Source organism: Nocardia sp. NPDC055029, from assembly GCF_053608525.1.
In genome coordinates this window covers 78,454-92,894 of the sequence record NZ_JBSGVQ010000032.1, presented here as the reverse complement: position 1 = coordinate 92,894, position 14,441 = coordinate 78,454, and the positions used below count along the sequence as shown (strand labels likewise).

Genomic DNA, 14,441 nt, shown 5'->3' with positions numbered 1-14,441 from the left:
GCGTGTCCTCGCCGAGGGCACGCGCCGGGCGGCGCGCACCGCCCGCAACCGCAGGTTCCCCGGCGCTTCGCGGGTGCCCTCGCAGCTCGCCGACATCACACCGGCGTGGCTGGCCACCGCACTCGGCAAGCCCGAGGGGTCGATCCGGGGCATCACCGTCCTCGACAGCCATTCGGGCACCGCGGCGCGAGCTCGCCTCGGCGTCACCGCCGACGATGACAGCATTCCCGACCGTCTGTTCGTGAAGCTGCCGCCGAGCGACTATCCGCAGCATGTCCTGCTCGATCTGTTCGGGCTGGGCGAGAAGGAGGTCCTCGCCTATCGGGCGCTGGGCGCGGATCCGCCGGTGCGGATCCCGCGATGCCATGCGGCGGCATCGGATCCGCGGCGGTCGCGTTTCGCGCTGGTGCTCGAGGACCTCACCGCGACCGCACGGTTCCGGACCGTCGTCGACACGGTGAGCCGAGCCGAGGCCGAAGCGGTCGTCGACGCGATGGCCGCCCTGCACTCGGCGTTCTGGAACAGCGACCGTTTCGCGGGCGATCTCGCTCCCCTCGCCCGCCGTCCGGCGCTCGAGACGCACCTGGGGACGATGATCCGCCGGCTCCTGCTGCGAAACATCAAGGGGCACACCACCGACATGATCCCGGACGCGGTCGCGCGGGCCTGCCGGATCTTCTATCTCCGCAGCGCCGAGATGGATACCTTCTGGGCGAGCCTGCCACAGACCCTGCTGCACGGCGACCCACACCTGGGCAACCTGTTCTTCGAGGACGACGGGCCGGGGTTCCTCGATTGGCAGATCGCGTCCGCCGGTGCGGGAATCCGCGATGTCGCGTATTTCCTGACCGCGTCGGTGGATCCGGCCTTGCTGCGCACTATCGAGCGAGCACTGGTCCAGCGGTATGTCGACCGGCTCGCCGCCGCGGGAATCGCGGTCGACGGTGCGCGGTGGTGGACGCTGTATCGGGCAGCGACCACCGACTGGTTCCTTGCCGCGGTGTGCACCGCCGAGGCCGGTGCGCGGATGCAGCCGCTGGAGGTTTCCCGGGAAGGTGTCCGTCGCGCGGTCGAGGCGGTCGAAGCGCACGACAGTTTCGGTGTGTTGACCGCGCTCGTCGACGGCCGGTGACATCGCCGTCCCGAACCACCGGAATCAGGTGAGGCGGTGGAGCGGATCGGTCAGAGGTGGACTCGCGAGTCGGTGCCGATGTCGTCGATCAGGTTCCAGCGCAACGCCGTCGCGGTGTCGACGGGATCGCCGGTGAGCATCATCCAGGCCGCGCGCCAGCGCCCGATCCGCCGCGGGATGCTCACCGTGCCGCCGGCACCGGGGACCAGTCCCATCGCGATCTCGGGCAACCGGAACCGGGTGCCCGGCGCCGCGACCAGCCGTCCGGCGAAGGCCGCCATCTCGATGCCCGCGCCGATGCACGCGCCCTGGACATGCACGATGGTCCGATCGCGCAGCCGGTCGATGACGCGCCACGGCGCGCGCTCGAGCCGGACCTCGTAGGCGGCGACGACGTCGGTGGCGGTGCCGAACTCGTCGAGATCGCCGCCACTGCAGAACACCGGGCCCGCCCCGGCTATCCGCACCCGCTCGATCGCGGGGTCGAGTTCGGCCAGGCGCAGCACCTCGAGGAGTTCCTCGCGCAGGCGCGCGCTCAGGGCGTTGCGACGTTCGGCGTGATCGAGAACGAGCGCGAGCTCCGCGCCGGACCGGTCGAATCGCACCAGTGGGCGGTCCGGGAAGGTCACCGGACGCGGACCGCCCCGGTCGCGTAACCAGGTCCGGAACTCGCTGCCCGCCAGCAGCATCGAGTACACCGCGGCCTCGCTGCTCAGTGCCACGGTGGTGTCCGCGACACCGGTCTGGCGCAGGAGCCTGCCCAATGCCACGCTCGCCCGCGGGTTGTGTCGCGTCGCTTCCTCGAGCTGCCGTACTGCCGCGTCGGGATCGAGGTGGGTCACGACCTGGTGGGATACCTCCGGACCTTCGCTCAGCGTCAGGGTCAGCGCGTCCAGGAGCGGGGTCACCGCGGGCGGAGCCGTGCCACGCAGGACACCGACGGTGAGGCGGAGCGATCCCGACAGCAGGGCCGCCGTGTCGGCGATCCGGGCGGGCGACGCGTCGGCCCAGTCGTCCAGCGCCAGGACCAGCAGTGGCTGTACCGGCGTTCCGTCCGCGTCGAGATCGAGTTCGAAGTCCACCGGCGCCGGGTCGCTCACATATCGGCTCACCGGCTCATCGTGGCACGGCGGCTGTCGCATCCTTCGCCCTAGTATCGAGCTGTGCCTTTCCCCCGCTCGTCCGAGTCCGGTTCACCGGTGGTGGACTGGTCCGACAGTGGCGTGGTCGCGCTGACCGGACAGCCCGACGGGTCCGTGCTGATGCCGCCCGGGCGGGCCGCGACGCACGCTCGGGAGCTGATCTCCGTCCTCGCTTCCGCTACCGGGACATCGATCGGGCTCGACGGCGCGCGCCTGCTCGGCGAACGCGCCGCGCTCACCGGGCTGCGCCGCGGTGGCGCGGTTTCGGCGGGCCGCCATTGCCGGCTGCTGCGCACCGCCGACGGCTGGGCCGCGGTGTCGTGTGCCCGGCCCGGCGACCCCGACCTGATCGGCGCGCTCGTCGGCGTGAACCTCGACGGCGCGGATCCCTGGCCCGCGCTGACGCGCTGGGCCCGCGAGCATCCCGGCACCGAGCTGGGCGATCGCGCCGAACTGCTCGGTCTCGCGGCAGGTCCCGTCCGCACCCACGCCGACAGCACAGTCCCGGGGATCCCGGTTACCTCCGACATTCGCCCGCCCGCTGCAACGCCACGGCCCGGGATGACAGCTCGCCCGGTCGCCGGACTCCTCGTCGTGGATTTCAGCGCGCTGTGGGCGGGTCCGCTCTGCGCGCATCTACTCGGGCTGGCCGGTGCGCGCGTCGTCAAGGTCGAAACGCCCCACCGCCCGGACGGCGCGCGGCGGGGCAATCCCGAGTTCTACGCGCTGCTGCACCACGGCCACGAATCCGTGGTGCTCGATCCCGAGGAACCGGGTGGCAGGCGCGCGCTGGCAGCGCTCGTCGACGCGGCCGACATCGTCATCGAGTCCTCCCGGCCCAGGGCACTGGCCGGATTCGGTCTCGACGCCACCCGCGCGGTCGCGCGAGGGACCTCCTGGCTGTCGATCACGGCGGCGGGCCGATCCTCGCACCGGGTGGGTTTCGGCGACGACATCGCCGCGGCCGCGGGTCTGCTCGCCCACGACATCGGCACGAACACCCCGGTGTTCGTCGGTGACGCGATCGCGGACCCACTGACCGGGATCACCGCCGCCGCGCTCGCGGCCTCGGCGCCTGCCGACGGATCCGGCGTGCTCTGGGACCTCTCGATGACCGACATCGTCACGGCGACCCTGACCGACGAACCGGCCGCACACCTGCGGCGCCACGGTGAGCAGTGGATCGCCGACACCGAGGCGGGCCCGATACCGGTGGCCGACCCCACTCCCCGAGCACCGGCCGGTCCCGCACCGGAATCCGGCGCCGACACCGCCGGAGTGCTCGGCTCCCTCCGGATTCCGGTCCCGTGACCGTCATCGTGATCCGGCACGCCGAGGTCGACGGCGTCCCCGATGTGGATGTGCGGCTCCGCGACGGACGCGTGGATCAGCTCGGCCGGAACCTGTCCGCCCGAGATGCCGCCGAGGTGATCGACGCACACGGTGGTGCGCTGATCCCCGGTCTCCACGACCATCACCTGCATCTGCACGCCATTGCCGCCGACGCGACCTCCACGCGTTGCGGACCACCCACGGTCCAAGACCGCGCCGCCCTCGCGACGGCGTTGGCAGCCGCGCCCGGTGACGAACACGGCTGGGTGCGCGGAACAGGCTACGTCGACACCGTCGCGGGCGATCTCGACGCAGCGGCACTGGACGCGCTGTATTCCGCGCGCCCTGTCCGCATTCAGCATCGCAGCGGCGCGATGTGGATCCTCAACACCGCCGCCCTCACCGCCGCGGAAATCAGCGGTCCCGCGCATCCGGGCGTCGAATGCGGCACCGACGGGCTTCCGACCGGCCGGATCTGGCGGGCGGACCCGTGGCTGCGCACCCGGCTGCCGCGCACCGGGCCGCCGCGGCTCGACGGAGTGGGTGCGACCCTCACGGGATTCGGGATCACCGGGGTCACCGACGCCACGCCCGACCTGTCCGACCGGTCGCACGCGGCGCTGATCTCCGCCGTGGCCGACGGCGCTCTACCCCAACGGGTTTCGCTGCTGGGCGCCCCACTCGGCAGCGCGTGGGAGTACCCCGATCGCGTCGGCGCCGGACCCTACAAGATCGTGCTGGCCGATTCCGGACTCCCGCTGTTCGACGACCTCGTCGCGCGTGTCCGCGCCGCGCACGCGGACCGCCGCGCTGTCGCGGTCCACTGCGTGACCCGCGAGGCGCTGGTCCTGCTGATGGCCGCGCTGGAGGTCGCCGGGTCGTTTCCCGGAGACCGTATCGAGCACGCGGCAATCGTGCCTGCCGACATCATCGACGCCCTCGCGAGCCGGGGCGTGCGCGTGGTCACCCAGCCCGGATTTCTCGCCCAGCGTGGCAGCTACTACCGCGACCACCTCGCCGACGACGATCTGGCCGATCTCTACCGCTGTCGCACCCTGCTCGATGCCGGTGTGGGTGTCGCGCTGTCGAGTGACGCACCGTACGGCCCGATGGATCCCTGGGCCGTCATCGCGGCCGCCGTCCATCGCCGCCCGGATGCGGGCGAGGTCCTCGGTCCGGAGGAATGTCTCTCTCCCACACAGGCACTCGATGCCTACCTCGCGCCGCTGGACGATCCCGGCGGCCGGCCCCGGCGCATCCAGCCGGGCGATCCCGCCGACCTCGTGCTGCTCCACGAACCGCTGCGCGGCGGTCTCGCCGCCGGCTCGGCCGACGTGGTCCGCCGGGCGTTCCTCACCCGGGCTGCGACGTGACCGCCGCTCGCCGGCCCACCCCACGGCAGCGCGTCAGCGGCACCGCGTCGACGATCTCGGCTGTCGAGACGTGCCAACCGCAGGGCAGGCCACAGGTGCGAAAGAGCCTGCGCTCCACGACACCCCGGGAGAAGGCCCGCGTGGTGACCGACGCCTGCGCCGCGTATCCGCACGACGGGCACTTCTCGAAATAGTCCAGCAGGTCGTGGGTCGTGGTGCCGATCAGATCACCGAGGACGGGCTCGTCGCCCTCCGTGCCGGGAAACCGAGGCGAGCCGGTTCCGGCGCCGTTGCGCTCGACCATCGAGCACCATCCTCTCGGGTGAACTAGTTACTGTTGATATTACAGTAATTAGTTCAGTCAACTGTTCGTCTCGGCCGTTTTCCCGGTGACCACGACCGGTGCGTCGTTCCGGGCGGACTCGGACGCCTGCTCATCCACCCCGGAGTCGGTGGCGGCGGAGCGCACTCGGCCGGGCGCCCAGAAGACGGTGGCCACAGCCGCGGCGAGCACCCCGGTCCCGAGCACCGTGGCCGCCGCGCCCGACCCGTGGACGAACGCCTCCTCGATCTGCTCGACGAGCGGACGCGCCGCGGGCCCGAAGACCTCGGCCGCCTCCAGCGCCGCGGCAGGCGAGGCCGCCACCGGCGCACGCAACTCCAGCGGCAGCGCCGCCACCACCGGGCCGATCCGCTCCCGATACCCGGCGGCGAGCAGACTCCCGACGACCGCGATCCCGATCGCCGCACCCACCTCACGGGTCGCATCGTTGACGGCCGCGGCGACACCGTGTTTGTGCGTCGGCACCGCGCCGACGATGGCCGCCGTGGCCGGTGTCGCGGACAGCGCGATGCCGAAGCCGATCACGACCAACGCCCACAGCAGGTCCAGATACCCACTGCCCACCGACAGCCGGGCCAAGCCGTACATGCCCACCGCGGTCACTGCCAGCCCGGACGCCATCATCGCGCGCAACCCGACGCGCTCCGACAGCCACGGGGCGACCGGTGAGACGAGCATCAGGGGAACCATGATCGGCGCCACCGCCAGTGCCGCGCCCAGCGGGCCGTACCCGAGCACCAGCTGCAGATACTGCACGACCAGCATGAAAACGCCGAACACCACGAGGAACTGGGCCGTGATGGTGAACGCTCCCGAACCGAAACGCCGGTCGGCGAAGAGCCGCACATCCAGCATCGGCGCATCCGCCCGCAACTCCACCGCGACGAACAACGCAGCGGCGCCGAGACCGACCGCGAGGAGAACCAGCACGAGGGGATCGCTCCACCCGACCAACGGCACTTCCGACGCCGCGAACACCACCGAACCGACGGCCACCGCCCCGACCACCGCACCGGCCGTGTCGAACCGGAGCCGCGACTCCTCGACGGATTCGGCCACCGTGCACGCGGCCACGGCCAGGATCAGCCCGGCACCGGCCATCGCCACGAGAATGGCCGTCCACGACCACCACATGAGCAGGGCGCCCGCGCCCAGCAGCCCGATCGCGCCACCACAGGCCACCGCCGCCGCCCAGATTCCGACCGCCAGCCCACGGCGCGACGCGGGAAACTCCGCGGTCAGCAACGACAGGGTCGACGGCATGACCAGCGCGGCGCCGACACCGGTGACCGCACGCGCGGCGATGAGCCAGACCGGACCCGACCCCACCAGCGGGATCAGCGAACCGGCAGCCAGAACGATCAAGCCCGCCACCATCATCCGGCGGCGCCCGTATCGATCACCGAGGGCGCCACCCGGCAGCACCAGGCAGGCCAGTGCGAGGGTGTAGGAATCGGTGATCCAGGTCAATTGCTGCTGCGAGGCGCCGGTCGCGGTGGCGATGCTCGGCAGGGCTCCGTAGAGCGCGACCATGCCCGCGATCACGAGCCCGACCGCGAGACAGGCCACGAGCAGCGCCCAGACACGGGCGGCGCCGAGCCACTTCGAGTCGCGGTTCCCTGTCATCCGACCCTCCACGATGCTGTGTCGAATTATCTACTGTAACTATTCCAGTAGAACGTATCATCAGCTCGTGACCGACGTGCTGCACGACCTCATGACCTGCCTGGATCTGCGCGAACCCGATCCACGCGCGGACCGCACCGCACCCTCGGCGCCGAGCGCAGCACCGCGGGTACTCACCGGAGCCAATCAGCAACTGCCGCACCGGCGCCTGTTCGGCGGCCAGCTCCTCGCCCAGTTCGCGCGCGCGGCCCACGTCCACGCGCCGGACCGGTCGATCAAATCCCTGCATGCCCTGTTCACCAGGGAAGGGCGCACCGACGACCCGGTCACCTATCTCATCGACCCCGTCCATCTCGGGCGCTCGTTCGGCGCGCTGACCGTCTCCGCCCTACAGGGCGAACGGACGATCGCCACCTGCGCGATCTCCCTGCACAGCGACGAAGACGGCCCCGCGTACCAGCCGGACCGCCCGGCCCTGTCGGTGCCCGGGCCCGAGCATCGCGTCGAGATCGAGCTCCTGCCCTGGGATACGCGAGCGACATCGGCACCCGACGACGGCGATGCCGGCGCTGACTTCGACCTGTGGATACGCTTGCCCGGCAACGACTCCGGCGTCCGTGCGGCGCTACTGGCCTATGCGAGCGACCTCCACGTGATCGCGACCGCGCTGCGATCGTTTCCCGGCATCGACCACCACGGCAACGGCCGGGACTTCACCTCCGCCACCACCTCGCACACGCTGTGGTTCCACGGCCCGATGCCCACCGAGGGCTGGCTACTGCTGCGCCATCGCCCGGCGCTCGTCGGACGCGGCCGTTGCTACGGCCAGGGCGACGTCTTCGGCGAGGACGGCACCCTGATCGCCTCCTTCGCCCAGGAATCGCTGCTGCGATTCCCCGTCGGCACAACTCCCCGATCCCGCCGCTGATCCATTACTGTATGGTTTACCGTAAATAAGACAATTACCCGTGGGGTGATTCAGGGCCACCGGGCCGTCCCGCTTTCGCCGCACGCGCGGCACGGCCCGGAGCGACAACCCAGCTCCCGAGGAGGGCGACTGTGAGCAGCACCGACGAACAATTCCGTGCCGCACCGATTTTCGATGCCGACCAGCACATGTACGAGAACCCCGACGCGCTGACGAGGTACCTGCCGGACCGGTACGAGCGTGCGGTGCAGTTCGCCCAGATCGGCCGCCAGACCCGGATCGTGATCAACAACCAGGTCACCGACTTCATCCCGAACCCGACCTTCGAGCGGGTGGCCGCCCCGGGCGCGCACGAGAAGTTCTTCGCCGGAGAGAACAGCGAGGGACTCACCCTGCGCGAAATGCAGGGGCCCGCGATCGACGCGCCCTCGGGAACCCGGAACCCGGCGGACCGGATCGCCGAACTCGATCGCCAGGGTGTGGTCGAAGCGCTGAACTACCCCACTCTGGCCAGTCTGGTCGAGCATTCGGCCGCCGACGATCCTGCGCTGACGCTGGCGATCATCCACGCTCTCAACCAGTGGATGGCCGAACACTGGACCTACAACTACGAGAACCGCGTGTTCTCCACGCCGATCATCAACCTGTCCGAAGTCGATGCGGCACAGCGGGAACTCGCCTATGTCCTCGACCACGGCGCCAAAGCCGTGCTGATCAAGCCCGGACCGGTCAACGGGCTACACGGCTGGCGTTCGCCCGCCCTGCCGGAGTTCGATCCCTTCTGGCGCGAGGTGGAATCCGCCGGCCTGCCCGTGGTCCTGCACGCGAGCTACCCGCCACTCGACAGCTACATCGCCCGCTGGGAACCGCCGCACACGGCGAACTTCATGGCGCAGAGTTCGTTCCGGTGGATGACCCTGGGGCATCGCGAGATCGCCGACATGATCACCAGCCTCATCTGCCACGGAACCCTGACCCGCTTTCCGAATCTTCGCATCGCCAGCGTCGAGAACGGCAGCTCGTGGATCCAGCCGCTGTTCCACGACTTCGAGGACCTCTACAAGAAGATGCCGCAGAACTTCCCCGAGCACCCGCACGAGGTGTTCCGGCGCAATATCTGGGTGAGCCCGTTCTGGGAAGGCTGCGTCGCCGACGTGGTCGACACGGTCGGGTGGGACAAGGTGCTCTTCGGGTCGGACTACCCGCACCCGGAGGGTCTCGCCGAGCCCCTCGGCTACTGGAAGTACGCCGAGGACATGGACGTGCAGCGGACCTACGACTTCATGGGCGACAACGCGCGCCGGTTCCTCGGCCTGCCGATCGCCAACCCCGCGCCCACACTGCTGGCCGCGCAGTCCGCGCCCGATCCGGTGTAGCGCACCAGGCCGGTGCTCCCCTACCCGAGGGAGAGCACCGGTGGGAGGATCATCGCGACCGCGCCGGAAGTACGGCGGCCTGGATCCGGCGCGGCGCAATTCGTCCGTGAACTAGAACACGTTCCATATTGCTTGGTACCATCAGCGACATGGGGAGACCGACCGTGGATCGCCACACCTCCACCCCCGGATGGAAACTACTCCGGGCCAGGTTCTCACTGCACGACTTCCATCCGGATCTGCGTTCGGTGGCGGCGGTCGCGCCGAGCCGCGCCATATCCCGCAGGTCACTGCCGCTATTGCGCAGGCTTGTCCGCCTTCTGCGGCTGCGCTCCTCTCCCGATGCCACCGAGGCGACCACTGACGCCGGGGTCCGGATCAGGCTCCACCGCCCGCGCCACCCGGTGACCGGTCCGCTCCCCGCTCTGTTGTGGATTCACGGCGGAGGATACGTCTTCGGAGTGCCGGAACAGGACGACGCGGTGTGCCGCGATCTCGCCGAGTCCCTGGGCATAGTCGTCGCCGCGGTTGACTACCGGCTCGCCCCCGAGCATCCGTATCCCGCGGGCCTCGAGGACTGCTACGACGCGATGACCTGGCTCGCGCGGCGCTCCGACATCGATGCGGGACGGGTGGCGGTCGGCGGCGCCAGCGCGGGCGGCGGGCTCGCCGCGGCCCTGGCGCTGCTCGCCCGGGACCGTGGCGAGGTCACACCCGTCTTCCAGCTGCTGGTCTACCCGATGCTCGACGACCGGTCGTCGGCCCGGTCCGACCTGGACGACACCCGATGGCGATTGTGGGATCGGCGCAGCAACCACTTCGGCTGGGCCGCCTATCTCGGCGACACCGACCCGGAGATCGCCGTACCGGCACGCCGCACCAACCTTTCCGGAACCGCGCCCGCCTGGATCGGCGTCGGCACCGCCGACTTGTTCCACGACGAAGCCACGGCGTACGCGAAACGCCTGACCGACGCCGGCGTCCCGTGCACCGTCGAGATCGTCACCGGCGCATTCCATGGTTTCGACCTGGTCCTACCGAAGGCACCGGTGTCGCGGTCGTTCTTCGCGAGTCAACGCGACGCGCTGCGCGCGGCACTCGTCGACCGGGCCTGACCCGTGCCGAGCCCGCACAATCCCGCCAGGTAGTCCTGTTCGGGAAATCCACCCTCCAACAGAGAACCTCCCCCAAGCCGACAAAGCCTCCGCACAGGTCGAGCTCAACAGCCTGCCCACACGAGAACAGTTCAGCGAGAACGAGCTCCGCGAGCTCATCGAATCGCACGGCGATGTCCGACTGATCCTGGCCGGAGGCGCCAGGAGTACAAGAAGGAGCTATATAACGCAATAGAGCTCCAAGTGCGCTATGCGCACCTGGAGCATCGAATGGTCATTACGACACCCCCTGTTGGGGATAACGCTGGTGCCCGGAGGGGGGACGCACTCGCTATCCACAACGGTCGGTCTCACCCGTCGTCGCAGACAAGCACATGCCGATAGCGGCCGGAGGGGACCGGAGCGCTTGCGATCGGTTGAGACCGACGATGGTTCGACCGTTGGCCAGGCCACGGCCAACGAACCCGCCTGCCAATCAGCTGGCGATGGCTAGCGGGATCGTCGGAACGAACACCCAGCCGCGGCGGTCATCTCCGTCATCGGCGCCAGCGCACACACTCGAATCACGTGTGAGTCCGAGCCAGGTGTATGACGAAGAGGAACGCCAGAACCGACGATGAAACGATGCACAGGTAAGGAATGAGTGGACTACCGAGTCCACCATCAGTGATGGCCGCGATGATGACTGAGTACACGATTGAGATCACCAGCAGCGCAATGAACGCCACATAGGAAACGATCTTGATCTCCTTGATACGCGATGATGTAGGACCTTTCGCGAGAAGGAGGAAGTACAGAGGTGTTCCAGCGAGCACCTGCACAGCAATCAGCGACCAGGTCACATAGTCCAGGCTGGTCGTCCGAGGGTGGCCGTACTTGGCGAAGTTGTAGTCTTGAATGCCGTTATAGATCAACATGAGGCTCAGAGGTACCAGTACCAGAGCCAGAGTTCCTCGCAAGGTTTTCGCGACCGACTCCAACTCCGAATCAGGTTGTGCCACTGCGGTATTGACAGCGTCGATCGTCAGAATGATCGCATAAACCAGCAAGAGGGCCGCGATGGCGAAGGAGACGCCCCCGACGATCTCCAGAGTGTTGGCTCGATGCCGTCCTGCTATTTCGCCCGCCAGCAAGGCGTAGTCGAGGCTGGTCAGAACCAGACCTAGAAAGGAGATGATGAGGATCCTGACCGCTGCCCCGAAGTTCGATGCGCCGGCTTGGCTGGAACCGCTTGCGGCGGGGGCAAGCCGCGCGGTCATCAGAAGCATGAGTGCTGCGAACGAAAAGCCCGCCAGGACGCCCGCTAGCTGCGAGTAGAATCCAGCCGTTTCTTGGATGTTGAAGAATGCGTCGGTCGTACTAGGCATGTCGTGCTTTCTGGGGATCGGCGTGGCTTGGTCATACGTTCGGCTTGTCCGGACGGGCACCCGATCGTGGACGGCGGCGTCTCTATGCAGTCCTGTGAGGGCGGTCGAATGTGCGGGGCCAAGGCAATGTTCCAACCAATGCCGGTCCGGACCGGCAGCTAAGCTTCAGCTAGCCAGCCGGCGCTCACGTGATTCTCGGCCGCTGGTGTGATCGTCCTGTGGTAGCGATGGTCCGGTCGGCATCGTCGTCAACCAAGGAATCGAGCATTGACGGTGCATGTCGATCACCCTTTGACCTGAGCCCGTTGGCATCCATCCGATCTGCTGCACCGCAGTGGAGAACACCCAGTTACGTCGCTGGCACGTACATCGCCGACGCCATCGTCCCACGAACAGCTGGATCTTCTGTATGAAACCTGTAAGCGGCGTGTGAGATTCGTGCAAGAAGACAGCGTGTGTCGGAGCGGCGAGGGCCATTCGATGGTGTCATCGAGGAGGCCCGACAGGGAATCACCAAGATCAGCACACCTACCCCAGCCTGCGTGGTCCCGGGCGCCCTTGGGCCCGGGGGGCGCGCAACCGAAGCCCAAGTCTGACGTCCGCATGTCCGAGGGGCTCGCCTCCCAATCCGCTCGGACTTGATCTGGGCGTCTCCTGCCCCGATCAGCACCGCCACATCTCTCAGGACTCCCAAGCGTCTCGCGGCGCAGCAGCCATCGAGCCGCGAGGAGCGCTCGCACTGTCGCGAACTAGGCGAACGCCGGCCGAGGTCCAGATCCCGCCATCGCCGCCGAAATGAGACTCCAGCCGACCTCTTTGCGAAGTCGAGTAGTGGCGTACCCGCGACAACCGTTGGCGTTTGCGTCAGGCTCAGATCATCCCGTCCACACCACTCGACACCGGCTGAAGCGGGGAGATCACCAATGTGTGCTCAGGCTGCCCCGGCTCCCGAGCGGCAGGCCCGCGGGCAAGGGACGTCGTTCGACTACGACGCCTTCATCTCCTATGCCCACCATGACCGGCCGGTCGCCGCAGGAATTCAGAAGGGCCTACACCGCATCGGCCGTCGCATGGGCCAGCTACACGCACTGCGGGTGTTCCGTGACGCCACCGATTTGACCGCCAGCCCGGATCTGTGGGGCAGGGTCACCGAGGCGATGGACCGTGCCCGGTACCTGATCGTGGTGCTGTCCCCGCACGCGGTCGCATCAGGTTGGGTGAACAAGGAGGTCGCTCACTGGCTGGCGCGGCGCGGTCCGGACCACCTGCTGTTCGTAGTGGCCGACGGGAATCTGACCTGGGACGAGAACATCGGGCGGTTCGATCCGGACCGGTCCGATGTCGCCCTGCCCGTGCTGACGCAGCCTGGGGCTCTTGCGGCCGAGCCGTTCTACGTCGACGTCAGCGCGGACGCACCGTGGGATCATCACATACCGCTGTTCCGGGAGAAGGTCACCGATCTGGCGGCACCGATCCACGGTAAACCCAAGTACGAGTTGTCCAGCGAGGATCTGCGCGAGCAACGCCGTTTCCACCGGTTGCGGCGTGCGGCGGTTGCCGGGCTGGTCCTGTTGACGATCCTCGCTGTCGTCGGAGCGGCGATCGCGATCGTGCAGCGACGAGAGGCGGTCCGTCAACGCAACGAGGCCGTCGCCCTTGCCTTGGCCGCAGCATCTCGCGATGCTGCCACCACCAACAGCGCTCTTGCCCTCGCGCTGGCCGCCGAGAGCAGCCACGCGACGCCGGCCCCGCTGTGGCAGGCCACCGACGCATTGGTCAACGCCCGCGTCGCCTTCGGCCAGCACGCCGCGCTGCAAGTCCGCGAACCACTGATAGGCCACACCGGCCTGGTGTTCGCGGTGGCGTTCAGCCCGGACGGAACCCGGCTCGCCTCCGTCGGCTGGGACAAGACCGTGCGAATGTGGGATCCCGCCACCGGTAGGCAGGTCGGTGAACCATTTACCGGCCACGCCGACGGTGTGCAGGATGTGGCGTTCAGTCCCGACGGGACCCGGCTCGCCACCGCCGGCGGGGACAAGACAGTCCGGCTGTGGGACCCCACCACCGGAAAGCCGATCGGTCAACCACTCACCGGCCACACCGACGCAGTGACCACGGTGGCATTCAGCCCGGACGGCACCAGACTCGCCACCGCTAGCGGGGACAAGACCTTGCGACTGTGGGACCCGGCCACCGGAAAGCCGGTCGGTCAACCACTTACCGGCCACACCGATGCGGTGCAGGATGTGGTGTTCAGTCCGGACGGCACCCGACTCGCCACCGCCGGCGGGGACAACATCGTCCGGCTGTGGGACCCCGCCACCGGGACGCAGGTCGGTCAAGCACTCACCGGCCACACCAGCCTGGTGCTCGCGGTGGCGTTCAGTCCGGACGGCACCCGGCTCGCCACCGCCGGCGGGGACAAGACAGTCCGGCTGTGGGACCCCACCACCGGAAGACCGGTCGGTCAACCACTCACCGGCCACACCGACGCAGTGTCCGCGGTGGCATTCAGCCCGGACGGCACCCGACTCGCCACCGCCAGCTGGGACGCCAGCGTACGGATGTGGGACCCGGCCACCGGGATACCGGTCGCTGAGCCACTCACCGGCCACACCAACGTGGTGTGGGATGTGGCGTTCAGTCCGGACGGGACCCGACTCGCAACCGCGAGCGGGGATGCCACTGTCCGGCTGTGGGACCCCGC

The 14,441-nt window shown here is 68.7% G+C and carries 11 protein-coding genes; 7 read left to right on the top strand and 4 right to left on the bottom strand.

Annotated features, from left to right (window positions below; all coding sequences use genetic code 11):
* Positions 1-1,132: phosphotransferase family protein (locus tag ACWF9G_RS24920; protein ID WP_452518235.1), on the top strand; the 1,132-nt coding region annotated here is incomplete at its 5' end.
* A gap of 50 nt (positions 1,133-1,182) precedes the next feature.
* On the opposite strand, the gene ACWF9G_RS24915 is transcribed toward ACWF9G_RS24920, so the two are convergent.
* Positions 1,183-2,244 (bottom strand): enoyl-CoA hydratase/isomerase family protein, encoded by a 1,062-nt coding sequence (locus ACWF9G_RS24915; protein ID WP_452518233.1) that lies wholly within the window; start codon positions 2,242-2,244, stop codon positions 1,183-1,185.
* 51 nt (positions 2,245-2,295) lie between these two features.
* Here ACWF9G_RS24915 and ACWF9G_RS24910 point away from each other — a divergent pair, with 51 nt between their 5' ends.
* Complete coding sequence (locus ACWF9G_RS24910) at positions 2,296-3,585, top strand: CoA transferase (RefSeq protein ID WP_452518232.1); 1,290 nt, start codon at positions 2,296-2,298, stop codon at positions 3,583-3,585.
* Positions 3,582-4,979 (top strand): amidohydrolase family protein, encoded by a 1,398-nt coding sequence (locus ACWF9G_RS24905; RefSeq protein ID WP_452518231.1) that lies wholly within the window; start codon positions 3,582-3,584, stop codon positions 4,977-4,979. The genes ACWF9G_RS24910 and ACWF9G_RS24905 overlap by 4 nt, the downstream gene beginning before the upstream one ends.
* Here ACWF9G_RS24905 and ACWF9G_RS24900 read toward each other — a convergent pair.
* Both ACWF9G_RS24900 and ACWF9G_RS24895 read right to left on the bottom strand, forming a co-directional pair.
* Entirely contained in the window at positions 4,960-5,283 is a 324-nt protein-coding gene (locus ACWF9G_RS24900) for a hypothetical protein (protein WP_452518230.1), read from the bottom strand. The two genes, ACWF9G_RS24905 and ACWF9G_RS24900, sit on opposite strands and share 20 nt — an antisense overlap.
* Positions 5,284-5,340: 57 nt before the next feature.
* Positions 5,341-6,948, bottom strand: a complete 1,608-nt coding sequence (locus ACWF9G_RS24895) for an MFS transporter (protein ID WP_452518228.1) — start codon at positions 6,946-6,948, stop codon at positions 5,341-5,343.
* 67 nt (positions 6,949-7,015) lie between these two features.
* Between ACWF9G_RS24895 and ACWF9G_RS24890 the strand changes: the two genes are divergently transcribed.
* From ACWF9G_RS24890 to ACWF9G_RS24880, 3 genes are all read left to right on the top strand, one after another.
* Complete coding sequence (locus ACWF9G_RS24890; protein WP_452518227.1) at positions 7,016-7,876, top strand: acyl-CoA thioesterase; 861 nt, start codon at positions 7,016-7,018, stop codon at positions 7,874-7,876.
* A 188-nt stretch (positions 7,877-8,064) separates the two neighbouring features.
* On the top strand, positions 8,065-9,252 hold the full coding sequence (locus ACWF9G_RS24885; protein ID WP_452518239.1) for an amidohydrolase family protein: 1,188 nt from the start codon (positions 8,065-8,067) through the stop codon (positions 9,250-9,252).
* Between the two features lie 149 nt (positions 9,253-9,401).
* Positions 9,402-10,367, top strand: a complete 966-nt coding sequence (locus tag ACWF9G_RS24880) for an alpha/beta hydrolase (RefSeq protein ID WP_452518225.1) — start codon at positions 9,402-9,404, stop codon at positions 10,365-10,367.
* Positions 10,368-10,930: 563 nt separating this feature from the next.
* Here the strand turns inward: ACWF9G_RS24880 and ACWF9G_RS24875 are convergent.
* Entirely contained in the window at positions 10,931-11,734 is an 804-nt protein-coding gene (locus ACWF9G_RS24875) for a hypothetical protein (RefSeq protein WP_452518223.1), read from the bottom strand.
* 923 nt (positions 11,735-12,657) lie between these two features.
* On the opposite strand from ACWF9G_RS24875, the gene ACWF9G_RS24870 reads away from it, so the two are divergent.
* On the top strand, positions 12,658-14,441 hold a 1,784-nt coding region (locus ACWF9G_RS24870), incomplete at its 3' end, for a toll/interleukin-1 receptor domain-containing protein (protein ID WP_452518222.1).